At 56.9% G+C, this 19654-nt stretch carries 18 protein-coding genes, 1 tRNA gene and 1 pseudogene; 15 read left to right on the top strand and 5 right to left on the bottom strand.

Annotated features, from left to right (window positions below):
- Positions 1–214: 214 nt before the first annotated feature.
- From folD to AAE484_RS03605, 3 genes are read left to right on the top strand one after another with little or no spacing between them, the layout of a single operon-like run.
- Complete coding sequence (gene folD / locus AAE484_RS03615) at positions 215–1063, top strand: bifunctional methylenetetrahydrofolate dehydrogenase/methenyltetrahydrofolate cyclohydrolase FolD (RefSeq protein WP_341936972.1); 849 nt, start codon at positions 215–217, stop codon at positions 1061–1063.
- Between the two features lie 36 nt (positions 1064–1099).
- Positions 1100–1789, top strand: a complete 690-nt coding sequence (gene rsuA / locus AAE484_RS03610; RefSeq protein ID WP_341936971.1) for a 16S rRNA pseudouridine(516) synthase RsuA — start codon at positions 1100–1102, stop codon at positions 1787–1789.
- Positions 1782–2828, top strand: coding sequence for a methyltransferase (locus AAE484_RS03605; RefSeq protein ID WP_341936970.1), 1047 nt, complete (start codon positions 1782–1784; stop codon positions 2826–2828). The genes rsuA and AAE484_RS03605 overlap by 8 nt, the downstream gene beginning before the upstream one ends.
- 31 nt (positions 2829–2859) lie before the next feature.
- Here AAE484_RS03605 and AAE484_RS03600 read toward each other — a convergent pair whose 3' ends face one another.
- On the bottom strand, positions 2860–3606 hold the full coding sequence (locus AAE484_RS03600; RefSeq protein ID WP_341936969.1) for a spermidine synthase: 747 nt from the start codon (positions 3604–3606) through the stop codon (positions 2860–2862).
- Positions 3606–4220 (bottom strand): DNA-J related domain-containing protein, encoded by a 615-nt coding sequence (locus AAE484_RS03595; protein ID WP_341936968.1) that lies wholly within the window; start codon positions 4218–4220, stop codon positions 3606–3608. The genes AAE484_RS03600 and AAE484_RS03595 overlap by 1 nt, the downstream gene beginning before the upstream one ends.
- 186 nt (positions 4221–4406) lie before the next feature.
- Here AAE484_RS03595 and AAE484_RS03590 point away from each other — a divergent pair.
- Positions 4407–4482 (top strand) — tRNA-Asn (locus AAE484_RS03590).
- Positions 4483–4621: 139 nt separating this feature from the next.
- Positions 4622–5206: a hypothetical protein gene (locus AAE484_RS03585; RefSeq protein WP_341936967.1), complete on the top strand. Its 585-nt coding sequence runs from the start codon at positions 4622–4624 to the stop codon at positions 5204–5206.
- On the opposite strand, the pseudogene AAE484_RS03580 reads toward AAE484_RS03585, so the two are convergent.
- A pseudogene (locus tag AAE484_RS03580) lies at positions 5186–5814 on the bottom strand (ATP-binding protein). The gene AAE484_RS03585 and the pseudogene AAE484_RS03580 overlap by 21 nt on opposite strands.
- Before the next feature lie 15 nt (positions 5815–5829).
- Positions 5830–7581 carry a sigma-54-dependent Fis family transcriptional regulator gene (locus tag AAE484_RS03575; protein WP_341936966.1) on the bottom strand — a complete coding sequence of 584 codons (1752 nt, stop codon included), beginning with the start codon at positions 7579–7581 and terminating at the stop codon, positions 5830–5832.
- Between the two features lie 672 nt (positions 7582–8253).
- Here AAE484_RS03575 and AAE484_RS03570 point away from each other — a divergent pair.
- The 10 genes from AAE484_RS03570 to AAE484_RS03525 all read left to right on the top strand — a co-directional run bounded on the left by AAE484_RS03570 (position 8254) and on the right by AAE484_RS03525 (position 19208).
- Positions 8254–9342, top strand: coding sequence for an ABC transporter ATP-binding protein (locus AAE484_RS03570; RefSeq protein WP_341936965.1), 1089 nt, complete (start codon positions 8254–8256; stop codon positions 9340–9342).
- Between the two features lie 2 nt (positions 9343–9344).
- Entirely contained in the window at positions 9345–10442 is a 1098-nt protein-coding gene (locus tag AAE484_RS03565; protein WP_341936964.1) for an ABC transporter ATP-binding protein, read from the top strand.
- A complete protein-coding gene (locus AAE484_RS03560) occupies positions 10439–11305 on the top strand; it encodes a carbohydrate ABC transporter permease (RefSeq protein WP_341936963.1) in 867 nt (288 codons plus the stop codon). The genes AAE484_RS03565 and AAE484_RS03560 overlap by 4 nt, the downstream gene beginning before the upstream one ends.
- Positions 11306–11318: 13 nt before the next feature.
- The gene (locus AAE484_RS03555; RefSeq protein ID WP_445928823.1) at positions 11319–12227 is read left to right on the top strand and encodes a carbohydrate ABC transporter permease; all 909 of its coding nucleotides are present in this window, start codon (positions 11319–11321) and stop codon (positions 12225–12227) included.
- Between the two features lie 11 nt (positions 12228–12238).
- Positions 12239–12511 (top strand): DUF2160 domain-containing protein, encoded by a 273-nt coding sequence (locus tag AAE484_RS03550; RefSeq protein WP_341936962.1) that lies wholly within the window; start codon positions 12239–12241, stop codon positions 12509–12511.
- A 72-nt stretch (positions 12512–12583) separates the two neighbouring features.
- The gene (locus AAE484_RS03545) at positions 12584–14305 is read left to right on the top strand and encodes an ABC transporter substrate-binding protein (protein WP_341936961.1); all 1722 of its coding nucleotides are present in this window, start codon (positions 12584–12586) and stop codon (positions 14303–14305) included.
- A 181-nt stretch (positions 14306–14486) separates the two neighbouring features.
- Positions 14487–15752: a hypothetical protein gene (locus tag AAE484_RS03540; protein WP_341936960.1), complete on the top strand. Its 1266-nt coding sequence runs from the start codon at positions 14487–14489 to the stop codon at positions 15750–15752.
- 92 nt (positions 15753–15844) lie between these two features.
- Positions 15845–16771, top strand: coding sequence for a hypothetical protein (locus AAE484_RS03535; protein WP_341936959.1), 927 nt, complete (start codon positions 15845–15847; stop codon positions 16769–16771).
- 33 nt (positions 16772–16804) lie between these two features.
- Positions 16805–18088, top strand: coding sequence for a 6-phosphofructokinase (locus AAE484_RS03530; RefSeq protein WP_341936958.1), 1284 nt, complete (start codon positions 16805–16807; stop codon positions 18086–18088).
- A 67-nt stretch (positions 18089–18155) separates the two neighbouring features.
- Positions 18156–19208 carry a class I fructose-bisphosphate aldolase gene (locus AAE484_RS03525; protein ID WP_341936957.1) on the top strand — a complete coding sequence of 351 codons (1053 nt, stop codon included), beginning with the start codon at positions 18156–18158 and terminating at the stop codon, positions 19206–19208.
- A gap of 57 nt (positions 19209–19265) precedes the next feature.
- On the opposite strand, the gene AAE484_RS03520 is transcribed toward AAE484_RS03525, so the two are convergent.
- Positions 19266–19550: a hypothetical protein gene (locus AAE484_RS03520; protein WP_341936956.1), complete on the bottom strand. Its 285-nt coding sequence runs from the start codon at positions 19548–19550 to the stop codon at positions 19266–19268.
- Positions 19551–19654: the final 104 nt, after the last annotated feature.

Below are 19654 nucleotides of genomic sequence, written 5' to 3'. Positions count from 1 at the left end.
GTGATCTGCCGGAACGCACTCCCCTTCGATGGGTTCCGTTTCGCGGGTTCGATCCCCGTCAGCCCCCCCTTGCCCAAACTCCCAACCCCTTTCTGTCCAGTCTTTGTAAAAGGCAAGCACGAGAGTGTGATTCGCGCCCTTGCGGCTTGGCGCCCTCGCCGCCCTGTGGGACAATGGCACCTCTTTCTGACAGCAAGCACGAGGAATTCGGTCCATGCCCGCACAGCTACTCGACGGTAAAGCACTCGCCAAGAAAACCGAGCAGGAACTCGCCCAACGGGTGACCGACCTGAAAGCTCGCAGCGGCGGCCAGGCCCCCATCCTGGCCACCATTCTGGTGGGCGACGATCCCGCTTCGGCCACCTACGTCCGAATGAAAGGCAATGCCTGTGAACGCATCGGCATGGAGTCCATGCGGGTCGAGCTGCCCTCCAGCACCACCACTGAGGAGCTGCTGGCCAAGATTGACGAACTCAACAACGACCCGAATGTACACGGCATCCTGCTGCAACATCCGGTGCCCGAGCAGGTAGACGAGCGCCTCTGCTTCGATGCCATCAGCCTGGAGAAGGATGTAGACGGGGTGACCTGCCTGGGCTTCGGCCGCATGAGCATGGGCGAGGCTGCCTACGGCTGCGCGACCCCCAAGGGCATCATGCGCCTGCTGGAAGCCTACGAGATTCCGCTGGAAGGAAAACACGCCGTGGTGGTGGGCCGCAGCCCGATTCTGGGCAAGCCCATGGCCATGATGCTGCTCAACGCCAACGCCACCGTCACCATCTGCCATTCGCGCACCAAAAACTTGCCCGAGCTGATCGGTCAGGCGGACATTGTCATCGGTGCGGTGGGCAAACCCGAATTCATCAAGGCTGACTGGATCAAGGACAATGCGGTTGTGGTCGACGCCGGTTTCCACCCGGAAAAAGTCGGCGATATCGAGCTGGGACCTCTGACCGAGCGGGTTGCGGCCTACACCCCTGTTCCCGGCGGCGTGGGCCCCATGACCATCAACACCCTGATTTATCAGACCGTGGATTCCGGCGAGAAAAGCATTGGGCATTGATCCCAGCCCCGCCGTTTCCACCGGCTCCCGTTAGCCATGCGCCTGGATAAGTACGTCAGCCAGTGTTCATCCCTGTCACGCCGGGAGGTGGGCTACGCCCTGCGCGAGAAGCGCATCAGCGTCAACGACGACATCGCGCGTAGCGCTTCCATTAAGATTGGGGATGACGACCGGGTCAGCCTGGATGGGCAACCCCTGGCGCCGGCCGGGCCCCGCTACTGGATGCTGCACAAGCCGGCCGAGTACGTCTGTGCCCGCACCGACGCCAGCCAGCCCTGCGTGACCGATCTGCTGCCACCCGAGGCGGTGGCGGATTTGCAGTTGGTGGGCCGCCTGGATAAAGACACCACCGGGCTGCTGCTGATCACCGACGACGGCCAATGGAACCACCGGATCACCTCGCCCAGACGCCAGTGCCCCAAAGTCTATCGCGTGACCACCGCCGACCCGATTGCGGCCGATACCGCCGCCCGCTTTGCCGAGGGCGTGGTCCTGCGGGACGATCCCGCCCCCACTCTCCCGGCCACACTGGAAGTGATCGACTCCCACAGCGCGCGACTGACACTGCACGAAGGCCGCTATCATCAGGTCAAACGCATGTTCGCCGCCCTGGGCAATCGCGTTGTCGCCCTGCACCGGGAGTCGGTGGCCGGGATTGAACTCGACCCCGACCTGGCCTCCGGCGACTACCGGGCTTTGACACCGGAGGAAATCACCCGTGTCTGATCCCGCCCTCGGCTGGCTGCTGAACCAGATTCACACCCGGGCAGGCGAGCGCAGCCTCTGGTGCCTGGATGAAAACGACCCGGCGGCACTCAAGTCGGCCGGCTCCTTCCATGCCCCGGAAGATTTCCAGATCATCAGCAATCGTGTGGACCTGGCCCAGAGTGCCCAGGCTTCGAACCTGAAAAGCGCATTCAGCGATTTCGATTTTAGCGCCTACCCGGACCAGAGTCTGAGTCAGGTGTTCTATCGGGTCTCCAAGGAAAAGCCGGTCGTCCACCACATCATCAATGAGGCGGCGCGAATCCTCACCCCCGGCGGCCAGCTGTTTCTGTGTGGACAGAAAAACGAAGGAGCGAAAACCTACATTGAAAAGGCCGCCCAACGGATGGGAATCCGGCAGAAATCGCAGAAGGAAGGCAGCGTCTACACCGCCATCCTTGAGCGAGCCCGGGACCTGGGTCCCGCTCTGGACGACAGCGATTACACCACTCCCCGGCGGATCGTCGGAACCGAAGGGCTGACGTTTTACAGCAAACCGGGACTGTTCGGCTGGCAGAAAGTGGACAAGGGCAGCGAGTTTTTATGGGACCAGGCCCGGGCCTTAATGGCCGAGCGCAAACCGCAATCCCTGCTGGATCTTGGCTGCGGGTACGGTTACCTGGGCCTGATGACCCGCGAGAAATCGCTCAAGCGCCGAGTGATGACCGACAACAACGCCGCCGCCGTTGCCATGGCCCGATACAACGCCGAGTTCAATGGCATAGATGCGACGGTCATCGCCGATGATTGCGCCCGGAGCATCGATGAAACCTTTGATGTGGTCCTGTGTAACCCACCCTTCCATCAAGGCTTCAGCGTCAGCGGTGAGCTGACCCATCAGTTTTTGCAGCAGGCCCGCGCCCACCTGGCACCGGGCGGCATCGTCCTCTTTGTGGTGAACTCGTTTATTCCACTGGGCAAAGTCGCCGCGAACTACTTTGGTCAGGTCGAGCTTCTGAAGGATAACGGTTCATTCAGTGTCTTTGCCCTGCGCCCCTGACAGTTCCCGATAACGCCTGAATTGCCCCTCATTAAAACCGTTGACGACGATACGTCAACCGACACCCCGAACGTCGCTGGTCCAGCTCAGGATGTGACTGCAGCCGCTCTTCAAAAGCGGCCCAGTCAGGGCGGCCGAAATAAAAGACCGCGATCTGGTTGGCATAGCGCGGGGTGCTGAATCGCTGCCGGTCCGTCCACTGGCGCCGCAACACCGGGTCCGACCAGAGCGCCGATTGTTTCAGTCCCGCGTCGCTGTCAAAATTCATCACCAGCATGCCTCCGGGGGCCAACAAGCGGCGCAGCGCCCGGCTCCAATTCCGGTCGGCCGACACCGCCCGTTCGGGTTCGCCCTGCGAGTCACCGAACAGATCATCGATGACCAGATCGAACGCCGGCCCCCGATAGGCGTCGACCCATGCAAGGGCATCCGCCTCCAGCAGGCAGACGTTCTTTTCTTCCACATCGAAAAAACGCCGGGCCAGGATCAAATGCACCGGGTTCAATTCAATGCCGACAATCAGGTCGGGCGAGAAAAAGTGGTTGAGCTGGCGAATCACCGCCCCGCCGCCCACACCCAGGACCAGCACCCGGCGGGGTCGGCCGGGAGCCAGGGCGAAGGCCGGCAGCGACAACAGATCCCAGATGGTCCCCGCCACCGGTTGGGCCGGGTTGTACTGACTGTGAAAGACGCCGTTGGTATAGAGCCGCAGGCTCTGGCCCGCGCGCCGCACCTCATAGCGCTGGCCGTCTTGCTGTTTGTACCAGAGGATCGACACTAGCGACGATGCTCCAGCAACGCCATGGCCGCATTGATGCGTTGCAACCGGACCTCGGAGCCGCCGCGATCGGGGTGATGGTCCATGGCCAGGCGCCGGTAGCGCCGCTTGATCAACTCCGGGCTCACCGGATCCTCCAGCCCCAGCTCCGCCAGAGCCTCCTGGCGCTCGTCGCCGCCCGGCTCGCCCCGGCGCCCCATCAACCGCCAGAAATCGGACAGCAGCGCCTCCACACTGTCGCCCGTGGCCCGCTCATACTCCCCCCAATCCAGATAAAAATCGCGCAGCGCCGCATCGCCCGCCTCGGCCAGAGCCCCTTCTCCCTCCGCCAGCGGGCGCAGATAGATCGCCAGGGGCGAGATCACCAACGCCTGCCCCTGCTCGGCAAAGACCGGCTGCAGGCGATGGAGGGCATTGAACACCTGAAAGTGCACCCGAAACAGCGTCAGGGGCGCGAGGCTGTAATCCGGCGCCACCAGGCCTTCGGCCTTCAGGGTCTGGATCAGACTGAACTCGGTCTGCGCGGCGTCCTGGGAGGCACGCAGAACCGTCTCGATCGGCCTGAGCAGGGGGTTGGGATCGGTCTCGGTTGGGGCGCTTCTGGATTCTTGCATGCCCCCGATTATAGGGGATAAGCCCTTGAAAATCCCGGCGATTTCCCAAAAACTGAACACAGAACAACCAAAATGGACAGCAGACCACCAGCGCGCCGGGAGGCGACAAAAATTTTGCCAAAAAGGGTTGACCGATATAAACCGGGACTATAGGATACGCACCACTTCCACACAGGAAGTCGCCACTCCGCCTTAGCTCAGTTGGTAGAGCAAATGACTGTTAATCATTGGGTCGCTGGTTCGAGCCCAGCAGGCGGAGCCAAATTTAGCGTTGTAAGTCATTGATTTGCAACGCGATTTTTCTCCTCACGTCAGTTTGATAGTTGGTTGACACTGTTATCAATCACTGACGAGCACACTCTGAGCACACTGCTGTTCAGGGTATGCCAGGAGAAGCCAGCATGGCCACCATTCGCAAGCTCCCGAGCGGCAAGTTTCAAGCTATTGTCCGCCGCACCAATCTTAAAAACCTGTACGCCACCTTCCCCACCAAGACCAAAGCCAAGCAATGGGCCCAGACCGTCGAGTCCGATACCGCACTCGCCCGAAAACTTTCCTATGGCGACGACTTAAGCCTGAGACAGGCCGTCCAAATTGAAACCAGTAAAGGCACGATCCGCTGTCTCATTCCCCTATTCTCGGAATGGGTCGAAGAGTACCTGGCCACTACACTCATCAAAGACAAATCCGCCCACGGGCGAATCCGGTTTTGGCAAAAGCAGTTTAAAGACAAGCTGGTAACCGACGTCACCCCAGAAGACATCGACGACATCCTGCTTGAGATGGCCCAAAAGCGCACCGGCTCTACCGTCAACCGCCACAAGAGCAACCTCTCCAGCGTCTTTCTCGCCTTCAACCGCCATCCCAAGTACAAGCGACTGCAATTCCCCAACCCGGTCAGAAGCGAATTCGTCTCCAGCTTCCCGGAGAACCTGTTTAACGTCAACTACTTTGTCCGGTCCGCGTCAATTATCTTGGCCGGTTGAGCGGCCGCCAGTTTGGCTGGCGGTGATTTGCTGCAGTTGCTGCTGCTTGCGGTAATTGTCTCCCTCCAGTTCCAGTATGTGGGCGTGGTGGATCAGCCGGTCGATGGCCGCCACCGTCATCATGCTGTCCGGGAAGATCTGGTCCCAAGCGCTGAACGGCTGGTTGGCGGTGATGATCAGGCTGCCATGAGCTCGAACAGCACAGAGGTTTCCGCTTCGGTCTTTTTCACGTAGCCGATGTCCTCAATGATCAGCACCCGGTACTTGTCCAACCGCGTTATGGCAGTCTGAAGCTCGAGCTGCTGTTTGGCCTGCTGCAGCAGTTGCACCAGGACGATGGCCGAGAAGAGCTTCACGCGGATACCGGCATCAATCAGGTTGGCGCCCAGGGCGGCGGCGATGCGGGTTTTGCCGGTGCCGCTCGGGCCCGGCAACAAGACGTTGTCCGCCCGGTGCGCCCAGTCGTTGTCCTGCTGCAGCTTTGCCAGCAGTGGCTTGTTGCCCAACTGCAGACGCTGGTGATCCAGCGTGGCAAAGCTCTTGCCCGCCGGCAACGCGGCTTCGCGCGCCCACTTGGCAGTGCGGCGCTGGTAGCGGTCGGCCAACATCACCCAGTTGCAAGTTCATAAGCTGTCGTCCCTGGGGGCGTATTTGTATACCGTATTGCGACTGACGCCCGCAGCCTGGGCGGTCTGGGAAACATTGCCCTGGTATTGCTTGAACAGTCGGGGAATCAACTCTTTCAAAGGTTCGCCATCCGCCTCTTTTTTCAAGCCGACGGGCCGCTTGTCTGCCAACTCGTCATAGAAGTCGTCCGGCAAGTGCGAGTCCTCTAGTGGATCCCCATCAGCCATGGCCATGCCCACTTTGAGTACGAACACCAACTGACGGACATTGCCCGGCCAGGGATGTTGATCCAAGAGCTCCAACATTTGGTTGCTCAATGGGGGGCCCGGCTCCTCGCGCCTCAGACGCTCGTGCACATACAGAATCAATTTGCGCCGATCGGCCCGCTCGCGCAGCGGCGGCAACTCCACGTTAAGACCGGAAATCCGATAATAGAGATCCTGCCGAAACTCACCTCGGGTCACATCCTCTTTCAAGGCACGGTTGGTGGCCGAGATCAGTTTGGTATCCACCGGGTAGGTGTCCGATGACCCCAGAGGCGTAACCACCCGCTCCTGCAGGACACGCAACAGCCGGGACTGAACCGTCAAGGGCATCTCGCCAATCTCGTCCAGAAACAGCGTGCCTCTATGCGCACGCCGGATCAAGCCAATGGAGCCTTGGGATTGGGCTCCGGTAAAGGCCCCCTTGGCATAGCCGAAAAGCTCCGACTCAACCAACTCGGAAGGTATGGCTGCGCAGTTGACCGCCACCAGCATTTCCCGGGCTCTACTGGAGTGGTAATGCAGACTGCGCACCAATATCTCCTTGCCCACACCCGTCTCCCCGTGAATCAAAATGGGAATGTCTTTCTCCATGATCTTGTGCGCCTGGCGCACCAGGCGCTCTACTCGTTTGTCACCGTGCTCCAGGTCCGCCAGGGGGATTACACTTTCGGGGATATCGGGTATGGATTTGGGCGTATCACTCACATTGGAACCCTGGGACTCGGAAGCGGGAGTCTCAGGCGCCTCAACCGACAAGGCTCTATATTGAAGCTCTCTGTCTTTTCGACTCACCTGATCTGGCGCTACATAATCCGGGTGGGAGCGGAAGTCAGGCACCCGCATAATGGGGGCAAGCGGCGGAATCACCTTGACATACATCTGGTAACGACCCATAGCCTCAAGCTCCATGGGAAGGCTGGGTGGCTGCTGTTTAATATCGCGCATTTCGCAATTAAACACCTGGTTAATGTGCAACAGCGCTAGATTGTGGGCGAGAACGATTTCTGCACGACGGTTGGCCGAAACGATGACACCATTTTCATCCACACCCAGCAACCCGGACCAATGGCTATCCAAGCTGCCCAAATTGGTGTTGAACATCAACAGAAAGTGTTCTTTTTGGAAAGCTGAAAAAATCAACCGATTTTCCACGCTCAGCGTCATGAGCTTCACCATACCCAGGGTGTGATCCTGTGGGAGATAGGCATCGGAGGAGATATCCAGCACCCCGACCAGATCATTGCTGGAGTCGTAGATGGGTGAGGCTGAGCCTACCATGAAGCGGTTCGCCCGCAAAAAGTGCTCGTCTCGCCCCACTTGAATTGCGTGCCCCGAGGCCAGGGCTGTTCCTATGGCATTGGTACCCGCGCCCAGCTCGCCCCACTGATTGCCATCCACCAAGCCGTGCCGGGAGGCACTATCAAACCGGGACTGTCCCCAGGTATTGAGTACATGCCCCTGGCGATCAGCAAGAACGATCATACAGGCCGAGTTACTTAAAATATTTTCATAATAAGGAAGAACCTCATTCTCGGTGGTATCCAAAAGCCCCTTGTGCTCCTCTCTGAGCTCTCTAAGGTCGCCCTTGGACAGGCTGCCAAAATTCGGTTGACTGGCATGATCCAAGCCAAACTGTTCACAACGGTACCAGGACTCACGAATGATGCTCGCGTGCCCTTTAGTAGGCGTCTCAACAATTTGCTCATGCGGCTTCTTGGAGCCTAATTTGACATTTTCATGTTCTGTCTGGCTACCGGACATGGTTTCCGCCTCAGACCTTTTATCATCTTTCATTATCACTCCACATACTCTTTATATATTTATGGTCTAGCAAACAGCTAGGGAGCGGCGAACCACCTTCGATTATGCTCTAATTTTACAATCAGTCAATTGCTGTACCTTCAACAGAGCCTTTGAACAGTCAAAGCGCTCGCACTGAACACCTAAAACCTGAAAATGAACAGTCGTGAACACCCCCGGAAAGGTCCACCGGCAAGATGTTTGTGAACTGCTTACCCGAGCTTGAAGACCGTCATAGAGTACTTTGCGCCATTTTCCAATGATTCAAACCGGGATAAAAGCAAAACTGGCACGAGTGTTGAATATTGCTTGGAGGAACAACCAATACCAACATAAAGACAAAAGGTATCGACAATGTCTTTAACGCTTAAAAACGTCACACGGGTAGTCGAGGGGGAGACCTGGATTTCAGATCTCAACCTGACTTTTGAACCTGGTTCCTTCAACGTGCTACTCGGCCGAACTCGCGCCGGTAAAACCAGCTTGATGCGGCTCATGGCAGGTTTGGACAGACCTACCAAAGGGCAAATCATGATGAATAATGTGGATGTTACAGGTGTGCCGGTGCGCAACCGCAACATTTCCATGGTCTACCAGCAGTTCATCAACTACCCTAACCTGACGGTTTACGAGAATATCGCCTCGCCCCTGAGGCTGAGCAAGACCGACCCCAATATTCTCGATCGACGGGTCAGGGAAACCGCCGAAATGCTGGGCATAGAAAAATTACTAAATCGCTTACCTCTTGAGCTGTCCGGTGGTCAACAGCAGCGTACTGCCATGGCCCGCGCCCTGGTTAAGGATGCCGAGTTAGTTCTTTTCGACGAGCCGCTGGTCAATCTTGACTACAAGCTACGGGAGCAGTTTCGTGCCGAACTGCGCACTCTGTTTAAGGAGCGCAACTGCATCGCCGTCTATGCGACCACCGAGCCCAACGAAGCACTTGCCCTGGGTGGCAACACCGCTGTTTTGCACGAAGGACGGCTGCTCCAGGTGGGCCCCACCGCCGAGGTCTACCACAAGCCCAAGGATATTGTGACCGCAGAGATGTTCTCAGAGCCACCCATCAATATCATTTCCGCCACTGTGACCGACAACGAAGTAACCTTCGATAAGACCATTCACTTTCAGCTCAACGCCGACCTAAGAAACCTGTCAGCCGGAGACTATCAGTTTGGTGTGCGCGCCTCCCATATCGGCCTGGTGCCCCAGGCAGACGACGACCTGGAGCTTCCCGTCAAGGTGGAGCTGGCGGAGATCAGCGGCTCCGAAACCTTCTTGCATGTCCATAATCCGCACTTTGATTTGGTGCTCCACCTTTCGGGTGTGCACGAATACAAAGTGGACCAGGAAATAAAAATCTACTTCCCGACCCACAAAGTCTTTGCTTTTGACTGTGAAGGCCAGCTGGTGCATGCACCGATTCACTTGGGGGAGCAATAACCATGGTACAAATAACACTCAACGCCCTGGCCCACACCTACGAACAGGACCCCTCCGGCCCAGACGACTATGCCATCAAGGAGATGAATCACGTCTGGGAGCAAGGCGGCGCCTACGCGCTGCTGGGCCCCTCCGGCTGCGGCAAGTCAACTTTGCTGAATATCATTTCCGGGCTACTGAGCCCTACCGACGGCGAAGTTTTGTTCGATGGCAGGCGGGTCAACGAGTTGCGCCCGGAGGAGCGCAACATCGCCCAAGTGTTCCAGTTCCCGGTGATCTACGACACCATGACCGTGTCCCAAAACCTGGCCTTTCCGCTCAAAAACACCGGCGTGGCCAAACATAAAATACAATCCAAGGTGAATGAAGTGGCCGATCTTCTGGATCTCACTTCGGAACTGAGTAAAAAAGCCAAAGGCCTCTCCGCTGATCAAAAACAAAAGGTGTCCATGGGCCGAGGTCTGGTTCGAGACGATGTGTCCGCCATTTTGTTTGACGAGCCTCTGACGGTGATCGACCCCCAACTGAAGTGGAAACTGCGCCGGAAACTCAAGCAGATTCACGAGCGCTTCAATATCACCATGGTGTACGTCACCCACGACCAGCTTGAAGCCTCTACCTTCGCCGATAAGATTGCGGTGATGTATGAGGGAAAGATCGTCCAGTTCGACACCCCCCGAAAGCTATTTGAAAACCCGAAACACACCTTTGTCGGATACTTTATTGGCAGCCCCGGCATGAATTTTTTGGATGTCACCATAGACGACGGAGGCATACATTTTAAGTCTCAAACCATGCCGGTTAGCGACGACCTCCATAAAAAATTGCTGGGTAAAGGCATCAGTCAGGCAAAACTGGGCATCAGGCCCGAGTTCATTCACGTCTGGGACGACAAGACCGACGATGCCTACGAGGTGGACGTGGAATTTGTCGAAGACCTGGGCACCTACAAGATCATGTCCTTTCGGTTCAACGGACACTCCATGAAGGCCCGGCTCAACGAGGATAGAAAGGCGCCCAGCAACAAAAGCTGGGTCAGCTTTCCCGAGCAGTGGACCAAACTCTATGTCAATGATTACCTGGTGGAGCTCTCGCTATGAACAAGATTGAAGACAACAAAGCCTGGTTTTTGGTTCTTCCGGTGTTCGCCATTGTGGCCTTCTCCGCCATAGTACCCCTAATGACCGTAGTCAACTATTCAGTCCAGGACATTTTCGGCCCAGAGAGCCGCTACTTTGTCGGGCTCGAATGGTTTGAAATGGTCGTCACCGACCAGAATCTTCGAGAAGCGCTGGTGCGCCAGTTTATTTTCTCTTTCACCATACTGGCGATTGAGATACCCCTGGGCATTGCCATAGCCTTGATTATGCCCACAAAAGGCAGGATGGCTTCTGTCTCCCTAATTCTTATTGCTCTACCCTTGCTAATTCCCTGGAACGTGGTGGGCACCATCTGGCAAGTGTTCGGTCGCACTGACATAGGCCTGTTAGGCGCGTCCTTGAGCAGCCTGGGCATCGACTACAACTACACATCCAACGCCCGGGATGCCTGGCTTACAGTGGTGCTGATGGACGTCTGGCACTGGACTCCGCTGGTCGCCCTACTGTGCTACAGCGGCCTGAGGTCCATTCCCGATGCCTATTACCAGGCCGCGCGCATCGACCGGGCCTCGCGCTGGGCGGTGTTCCGCCACATACAGTTGCCCAAGCTGACCAACGTCCTGGTTATAGGGGTGCTATTGAGGTTCATGGACTCGTTCATGATTTATGCCGAGCCCTTTGTGCTGACTGGCGGCGGTCCCGGATCTTCAACCACTTTTCTCAGCCAGACTCTGGTAAGTCGCGCGATTGGCCAATTTGATCTGGGGCCGGCGGCAGCGTTCTCTCTGGTCTACTTCCTGATCATTCTTCTAGTGAGCTGGGTGTTCTACACCACTATCATGCACATGCAAAAAGACCAATAAAAGGAGTCAAATCATGGTGGACGAACAAACGAACAGACCGAGTGATAAGGCTATGAAAAGCACCTCAAAAAACCCGGAACAGAGCGCCGTTTTCAGCCGTTCGGCAAGAAAGGAGCAATCGGCCAAATGGCGCGGTCGAGTATGTCTGGGGCTATACCTGTTCCTTTTACTGCTACCCATTTATTGGCTGTTGAATATGTCGTTTAAAAACAATAACGAGATACTCAGCGGATTGTCGCTTTTTCCCAAAGATTTTACCTGGGGTAACTACGTCAAGATATTCAGTGATCCCAGTTGGTATATGGGCTACGTCAACAGCATTACCTATGTATCCATGAACATGGTAATCAGTTTATTAGTGGCATTGCCCGCAGCCTACGCTTTCAGCCGCTACAAATTTATAGGCGACAAGCACATGTTCTTCTGGCTTCTAACCAATCGCATGGCGCCTCCGGCGGTGTTTTTGCTGCCCTTTTTTCAACTTTATTCCACCGTTGGTCTGTTCGACACTCATATAGCCGTTGCTTTGGCTCACTGCCTTTTCAGTGTGCCATTGGCAGTATGGATTCTGGAAGGCTTTATGAGTGGCGTTCCCAAGGAAATTGATGAAACCGCCTATATTGACGGTTACAGTTTTCCCAGTTTTTTTGTGAAGATTTTTATTCCGCTGATCCGTTCCGGAATAGGGGTAACTGCCTTTTTCTCATTTATGTTCTCATGGGTGGAATTGCTACTGGCACGCACTCTGACCAGTGTTGATGCCAAGCCCATAGCTGCCATCATGACCCGCACCGTCTCGGCTTCAGGTATCGATTGGGGGCTCTTGGCCGCCGCCGGCATACTCACCATAGTACCCGGTGCCGTCATGATCTATTTTGTTCGCAACCATGTTGCCAAGGGCTTCGCCCTGGGCCGAGTGTAGGAGGATCTACCATGTCTTGGATGTCTTGGACTTTACCCACGGCCATATTCTTTATCGCCATTGCATTCATGCTGGCAGGAATGACGGTGTGGCAGCTGGTTCTGCCTACCAAAGAACGAAAAGGTTTTTTACCCATTTCCACAACTCGAGGCGACCGTCTCTTTATCGGACTTTTGACCAGCGCGTTTATTCATCTCGGGTTTCTGGGAGCTACCGATATGGACATACTGGTCGCCTCGGGTGTCTCAATACTATGGATGTTAATCTTAATGCGCTGGGGGTAAAACCCGAAGTACTGGCGCGATTCCATAAGGATGTGTGTGATCCACATTTACCAACCAACATAGAGGTTTCACATGTACAACAAACATAAAACCCTAGCAACCTTGGCACTGCCGGTGCTCGCTCTGCTGTATGGCAGCCCGGCATTTTCCGACAACTACTCAGAGGCCGCCGAACGATGGCTCGAAGAGGAGTTTGATGTATCCACTCTGAGCAAAGCTGAGCAGAAACGTGAGCTGGCATGGTTTACCCAAGCGGCCGAAGATCTACGTGACATGGAGATCAACGTCGCCTCGGAAACCCTGACCACTCACCAATACGAGTCAGAAGTGCTTGCCAAAGCCTTTGAGCAAATCACCGGAATCAAGGTCAACCACAGCTTGATTCAGGAGGGTGATGTCATTGAGAAGCTGCAAACGCAAATGCAGTCGGGCCGAAACATTTATGACGCCTACGTCAATGACTCGGATTTGATCGGCACCCACTTCCGCTACGGCGATGTGGTGCCCATTTCCGATATGATCAAGGGCGACGCCGAGGACTATACCCTGCCCACTCTGGATCTGGAAGACTTTATCGGACTGTCTTTCACCACGGCGCCCGACGGAAAGGTCTACCAACTGCCCGACCAACAGTTCGCCAACCTTTACTGGTTTCGCTACGATTGGTTCCAGCGCGAAGACTTGCAGAATCAATTTCGTAAACGTTACGGCTATGAGCTGGGCGTTCCTGTAAATTGGTCGGCCTACGAAGATATTGCCGAATTTTTTACCAAGTACGTCAAGGAAATTGACGGTCAGCGCGTCTACGGTCACATGGACTACGGGAAGAAGGACCCGTCATTGGGCTGGCGTTTCACCGATGCCTGGTTCTCTATGGCCGGGGCTGGCGATAAGGGCCTACCGAACGGCCTGCCTGTGGACGAATGGGGCATTCGCGTTGAAAACTGCCACCCAGTGGGCTCCAGCGTTACCCGAGGTGGTGCCGTTAACGGCCCGGCAGCGGTCTACGCCACTTCCAAATACGTGGAGTGGCTGGATCAGTATGCGCCGCCAGCAGCGTCGGGCATGACCTTTTCCGAGTCCGGTCCGGTACCTGCCCAGGGCAACATAGCTCAGCAGATTTTCTGGTATACAGCCTTTACCGCCGACATGACCGCTGAAGGCTTGCCGGTTGTCAACGAAGACGGCACGCCCAAGTGGCGCATGGCGCCCTCTCCCCGAGGTCCCTACTGGGAGGAGGACATGAAACTGGGTTATCAGGACGTGGGCGCCTGGACCTTCATGAAGTCCACACCCGAAAAACGGCGTTTGGCCGCTTGGCTCTATGCCCAATTCACCGTCTCCAAGACTGTCTCTTTAAAGAAAACGCTGGTGGGCCTGACACCAATTCGCGAGTCCGATATCAACTCGCCCGAGATGCAGGAGGCGGCTCCCATGCTGGGTGGCCTGGTGGAATTCTACAAAAGCCCGGCGCGCATCCAATGGACCCCCACCGGCACCAACGTACCCGACTACCCGAAGCTGGCCCAACTCTGGTGGCGCTATGTTTCGGAAGCGGCCAGCGGTGAATCCACGCCCCAAAAGGCTCTGGACGGCTTAGCCCAGGCTCAGGATCGTGTCATGGAACGGCTGGAGCGCGCCAAGGCGCAAGATACCTGTGGTCCCAAGCTCAACAAGAAGCGCGATCCCGACTACTGGCTCAGTCAGCCCGGCGCTCCCAAGCCCAAGCTGGACAACGAAAAACCTCAAGGGGTAACAGTTGATTACGATGAGCTGATCAAATCCTGGCAGTAATAGGACACAGCTATCGTTAAAACCATAAGTCCCATTTAAACCGAGCAGCGTCTAACGCGATTTTTAAAACTCCTGGTTCGGAGCGTTTCGCAAAAAAGCGAAACCTCCGATCGCGCTAGCCCTTTGTCTCAAAGAAGTAAAAAAAACAACAAAAAACACTAACCAACAGAGGATATTGATCATGCGCATCAATCAAAAACACAACAACCAGAACAGCCACTCAACCACCCAAAAACCACTCGCCAAGGCTGTGGCTGGCCTGATCGCCAGCGCCAGCCTTCTGGTGGCGCCCGCAGCCACACAGGCTCTTGAGCTTACCGAGGGTTTGGATGTAAATCTTTACCTGGCGCAACACGCCCAATCGGTGGAAGCCGACAGCGGTGCCGGTGCCGCCAGTGACACCACCGCCGGCTTCAGCCGAACCCGGTTCAACCTGCAGTTCAATGTGCGCTTTAACGAATGGTTAACTGGCTTTGTGGACCTGGCGGAAGAACCCAATGACTTTGGCAACGATTTCGGCATCCAGAACGATTTAACCTTTCTGGATGTCGCCCTGCTCAAAGCGTTTGGCAGCTCCGCGGCGGAGAACAACTCGTTGACCTTTCGTCTGGGCCAGCCGGTAATGACCACCTTCAACTTTCGTGGTTATTCTGACGGGGCTCAGGTTCAAGGCAACCCACTGATTGGCAACTCACCCTTGGACATAGTCGCAGCCCAGGTGGGCGGACAGGTTTTGGGGCAACACAAATTTGATGGCCCGATTGAGTCCATTGGCTGGGACGTGATGGTCAGCAGCGGTAACTTCGGCGAGCGCTTTGACGGCAACCAAGGCCAAAACCTCGGTTTGCGGGCCCGCCTTGCTGTTACCGGCGGTCTGAAGGTCGGTGTGGGCTATATGACCGGCGATAACGACAATGGTGTCACCTCATCGGGATTCCTTGGCGATGGTGATAACATCAACCTGCAGTTACCCAACGGCGCCCAAGACACACGAAATCTACACGCAGCCATCATTCCCGGTGTCGACTTTGATTTCGCTATGGCCGATTTTGAGTACGCCCACGACCGCTTCACAGTACGCGGCTGGTACGGCGCAGGCGAGGACTCCTACAGCTTTGCCAGTACCGAGGGCCGGGTCGACCGAAGCGCCGGTGTGGTCAACACCGGCACCGATGCCGAAATGAGTGGCTTTGGCTTTACCGGTGAAGTTTACGTGATCCCCAAGGTGCTGTATCTGGCCGGCCGCTACACCGAAGTAACCAATGACAGTGATAACGTCAGCAGCGACGACACCCTGGATCGCACTCAGCTAGGTGCGGGCCTGTGGTTGTCCGACAACAGCCTGCTCAAGATTGAGTACGTCGCCCAGGGCGAGGAGGACAACTCGGGCGGTCAAATTGGTGAAGACTGGGACGGCGTTTTGGTGGAGCTGTCCACCAAGTTCTAAGCCTCCAAAGAGCGCATGCCGGGCGGCCGCTAGTCGCTCGGTGTGTTTTATTCAAAGGCGTAACAGCCTTTATTCGAACGGGAGAGGGCACCATGTTTGTCAGATTCAACCAGCGACTGGCCCTGGGCTGGATTCTCTTGGGCGGATTGAGCTTGTTACCCGGGTTCGGCCTGACAGCGAGCGCCGAGACGGTGTTTCAGGAGGGGCCCAACTGGCTGCAACTGGCCCCCATTGAGCCGGGCGCCCAGCCTAACAGCGACGCCGCCGGCTTGAGTCAGACGCAGGTGACTGACGCTCTGGGCAATATCTCGGTACGTCTGGACGCCTCGCGTTTTCGCGGCCTGTTCAGTCGTCGCAAGCAAGATCCCATCCCCCTTTTCTCGGAAGCGACTCTGGAGCAACTGGCCCAACCTCTGACAGATGCGATCAACCGGGCCGGTCCCCAGCGGGACCTGCTTTTGCAAGTCAGTCAAAGTCGGCGCCAAGGCGCGGGTTTGTCGGGCTTGCTCCAAGACAACCGCCTAACCAGCGCTCGAATCTTTCATCGCAATGAACAATTGCACGTGATTTTGGGCGCTGTGGAACAGGATCCCAAGGCGTCCGAGTCAAAGACCTTGAACAACAACCCCAAAGCCAGCAGTTACTCGCAGTTCACTGATCAAGCCGAAATACCCATGGGCTCGCGCACTGCAAAGGCCGAACTGGCCGCCCATCTGAGTTCGAATCTGGCCCTCGACTCGCCCCCCCGGGGCCGGTCCGACTGGCTGGTATTGGATCTTAGCGGCTTAGCGACTGAGGCCTCCTCAGTGGCGCCACAAAGCCAACAAACGCCACCGCCCCCCGCCCGCTCACAGACCAAGCCGGTCGCTCAGACCGCCCCCCAGGCGCTGGAGGCCATGGACCCCAAAACCCTTGAGCAGCTACGCGAGTTACGCGAACTCAAACGCCGGGATCTGATCACTGATGAGCTCTACGAAACCCTGGTGCGAGAGTTGCTCGATGGAGCCCAAACCGACTGAGCGGTTGCACCACTGATTGTTTAGGAGGCACTCATGCCCCACAACGCTTTTTACGCCCAATCCGGCGGTGTCACCGCCGTGATCAACGCCTCGGCCGCCGGGGTGATCAACGAGGTGATGGAAAACCCCGAGCAGATTGGCAAGCTCTACGCAGGCAAGGACGGCATTCTCGGCGCCCTGCACGAGGAGCTGATCGATGTCAGCGCTCTGACCGACGCCGATCTGTCGGCCCTGGCCCATACCCCCGCCGGGGCCTTTGGCTCCTGTCGCTACAAGCTCAAGTCCCTGGAGGAGCACGGCGAGGAATATCGCCGGATTCTGGCGGTGTTCGAGGCCCACGACATCCGTTATTTCTTCTACAACGGCGGGGGCGATTCTCAGGACACAGCTCACAAGATGGCGCAGAAGGCCGAACAGATGAACTACCTGCTCACCTGCATCGGCATTCCCAAAACCATCGACAACGACCTGCCAATCACCGATTGCAGCCCCGGCTTTGGCTCGGCCGCCAAGTACGCCGCCGTCTCCTGCCTGGAGGCCTCTTTTGATATAGCCTCCATGCACAGCACCTCCACCAAGGTGTTTGTCATGGAGGTGATGGGCCGCCATGCTGGCTGGATCGCAGCCGCCACAGGACTGGCCCGGGACGAGCGGGGCCTGGGTCCGGATTTAATCCTCTTACCCGAAGTGGCCTTTGACGAGGCGGCGTTTTTTGAGCAGGTGCAGGCCTGTGTGGCGCGTCAGGGTTTTTGCGTGGTCACTGTCTCGGAGGGGCTCAAAGACACCCGGGGCGAGTTTCTTTCAGCCCGCGGCTCCACCGATGCCTTCGGGCACAGCCAATTGGGCGGCGTGGCTCCGATCATTGCCGATTTAGTGACTCAAAAACTTTCGCTCAAGTGCCACTCGGCGGTGTGCGATTACCTGCAAAGGGCCGCCCGCCACATCGCCTCCCAAACCGATCTGGATCAGGCTTTGGCCCTGGGCCGGGCGGCGGTGCGCTATGCCCTGGCCGGGGAAAACGCCATTATGCCCATCCTAGTGCGCACCCAGGATGAGCCCTACCAGTGGCGCATCGACAAGGTGCCTTTAAGCGAAGTGGCCAATCGGGAGAAAACCCTGCCCGCCGAGTTTATCAGTGCCGACGGTTTTCATATCACCGAGCTGGCACGGCGCTATCTCTCGCCCTTGGTCGAGGGCGAGGCCTATCCGCCCTACAAGCGCGGGTTGCCAAGCTACCGGCGCCTGGCCATCAACGGCAACAACACCCTGGCCAAGAAACTGCCCCCTTACCAGGACACCAGTTCACAGAAGCCATAACAACACAAAACTGACAAAGCCCCATCAGAGTGGCAAAAAACACCAACCAACATGAGAGCAAAACACCATGAACGAGTTCATCGATCTGCTAGGTGGGGAGGCCGAAAGCCTCTTGCAGCACCAGTGCACCACCATCCCCAAAGAGGACCTGACTACCCCAGACCCGGACTATGTGCGGCGCATCTTGAGCCACACCGACCGCCCCATTCCGGTGCTGCGCCACTACCAGGCGTTGTTGGATCACGGCCGGCTGGGAGGTACGGGTTATCTTTCGATACTGCCCGTGGATCAGGGCATAGAACACTCGGCCGGCGCCTCCTTTGCCATCAACCCCTGCTACTTTGACCCGGAAAATGTGGTCAAACTGGCCATTGAGGGCGGCTGCAACGCCGTGGCCTCCACCTTCGGCATGCTGGGCACGGTGGCGCGCAAGTACGCTCACAAGATTCCCTTTATCGTCAAACTGAACCACAACGACGCGCTTATTTATCCGCGCAGCTACGACCAGACTCTGTTCGGGCAGGTCAAGCAGGCCCGGGACATGGGCGCCATTGCGGTGGGCGCGACCATTTATTTCGGCTCGGAGCAATCCCGGCATCAGTTGGTGGAAATCAGTCAGGCGTTTGAAGAGGCGCACGAGCTGGGCCTGGTGACCGTGCTCTGGACCTACCTGCGCAACGACGCTTTCAAACAGAAGGACACCGACTACCACCTCGCCGCCGATCTGACCGGTCAGGCCAACCACCTGGGCGTTACCATAAGAGCCGACATCATCAAACAAAAAGTGGCCGAAACCAACGGAGGCTTTAAAGCCATCGATGTAGGCAAAACCAACCCCAAAGTCTACAGCGAGCTGACCAGTGACCACCCCATCGACCTGGTCCGCTATCAGGTAGCCAACTGCTACATGGGGCGCATAGGGCTGGTGAACTCGGGGGGCGCCTCCACCGGCGCTGGTGATCTGTCCCAGTCGGTGCGCACCGCCGTAATCAACAAACGCGCCGGAGGCATGGGTCTGATCTCCGGGCGGAAGGCGTTTCAAAGGCCCATGGCCGAGGGCATCAAGTTGCTCAATACAGTTCAGGATGTGTATTTGTCGGATGAAGTGACTATTGCCTGAGGTGTGTTGCTTGAGAAGCAACCGGAGGCGTTTTATCGCCTCCGGTATGCCTTGCTATCAGGCCACCTCAATAGCGTCCTGCTCTGTCTGAGTTACTTTCGGCAGCGTCGGATACTTAACCCCCGCCATCTCGTTGACCACCCGCATCACCTGGGTGCTGTAACCAAGCTCATTGTCGTACCAGAGGTAGAGGACGCAACGCTCACCGTCGACGATGGTGGCCTGAGAGTCAATAATGCTCGCACAGCGCGCCCCGACCATGTCGCTCGACACCACCTCGGTGGAGCTGGCGTAATCGATCTGGTCCTGCAACTCGGAGAACAGGGCTGGTAATCCTCCCATAAATTAAGGGTACTCATAAGTAGAATTTTCTCGTAATCTATCCCCAGAGGAGATTCTGCATGAAGAAGTCACGTTTTACCGACAGTCAGATCCTGGCCATCCTG

It is taken from the genome of Marinimicrobium sp. C2-29, assembly GCF_038419845.1.
Taxonomy (GTDB): Bacteria; Pseudomonadota; Gammaproteobacteria; order Pseudomonadales; family Cellvibrionaceae; genus Marinimicrobium.
Note: the sequence above shows the minus strand (reverse complement) of the source record. Positions and strands in the feature narration are given on the sequence as shown.

Excerpts from the sequence above, each read along its gene's own strand:
- AAE484_RS03535 (WP_341936959.1), top strand. The coding sequence starts at position 15,845 with ATGTTTGTCAGATTCAACCAGCGACTGGCCCTGGGCTGGATTCTCTTG.
- AAE484_RS03575 (WP_341936966.1), bottom strand. The coding sequence starts at position 7,581 with ATGATCGTTCTTGCTGATCGCCAGGGGCATGTACTCAATACCTGGGGA.
- AAE484_RS03520 (WP_341936956.1), bottom strand. The coding sequence starts at position 19,550 with ATGGGAGGATTACCAGCCCTGTTCTCCGAGTTGCAGGACCAGATCGAT.
- AAE484_RS03555 (WP_445928823.1), top strand. The coding sequence starts at position 11,319 with ATGGTGGACGAACAAACGAACAGACCGAGTGATAAGGCTATGAAAAGC.
- rsuA (WP_341936971.1), top strand. The coding sequence starts at position 1,100 with ATGCGCCTGGATAAGTACGTCAGCCAGTGTTCATCCCTGTCACGCCGG.
- AAE484_RS03595 (WP_341936968.1), bottom strand. The coding sequence starts at position 4,220 with ATGCAAGAATCCAGAAGCGCCCCAACCGAGACCGATCCCAACCCCCTG.
- AAE484_RS03565 (WP_341936964.1), top strand. The coding sequence starts at position 9,345 with ATGGTACAAATAACACTCAACGCCCTGGCCCACACCTACGAACAGGAC.
- AAE484_RS03560 (WP_341936963.1), top strand. The coding sequence starts at position 10,439 with ATGAACAAGATTGAAGACAACAAAGCCTGGTTTTTGGTTCTTCCGGTG.
- folD (WP_341936972.1), top strand. The coding sequence starts at position 215 with ATGCCCGCACAGCTACTCGACGGTAAAGCACTCGCCAAGAAAACCGAG.
- AAE484_RS03525 (WP_341936957.1), top strand. The coding sequence starts at position 18,156 with ATGAACGAGTTCATCGATCTGCTAGGTGGGGAGGCCGAAAGCCTCTTG.
- AAE484_RS03585 (WP_341936967.1), top strand. The coding sequence starts at position 4,622 with ATGGCCACCATTCGCAAGCTCCCGAGCGGCAAGTTTCAAGCTATTGTC.
- AAE484_RS03570 (WP_341936965.1), top strand. The coding sequence starts at position 8,254 with ATGTCTTTAACGCTTAAAAACGTCACACGGGTAGTCGAGGGGGAGACC.
- AAE484_RS03545 (WP_341936961.1), top strand. The coding sequence starts at position 12,584 with ATGTACAACAAACATAAAACCCTAGCAACCTTGGCACTGCCGGTGCTC.
- AAE484_RS03540 (WP_341936960.1), top strand. The coding sequence starts at position 14,487 with ATGCGCATCAATCAAAAACACAACAACCAGAACAGCCACTCAACCACC.
- AAE484_RS03530 (WP_341936958.1), top strand. The coding sequence starts at position 16,805 with ATGCCCCACAACGCTTTTTACGCCCAATCCGGCGGTGTCACCGCCGTG.
- AAE484_RS03550 (WP_341936962.1), top strand. The coding sequence starts at position 12,239 with ATGTCTTGGATGTCTTGGACTTTACCCACGGCCATATTCTTTATCGCC.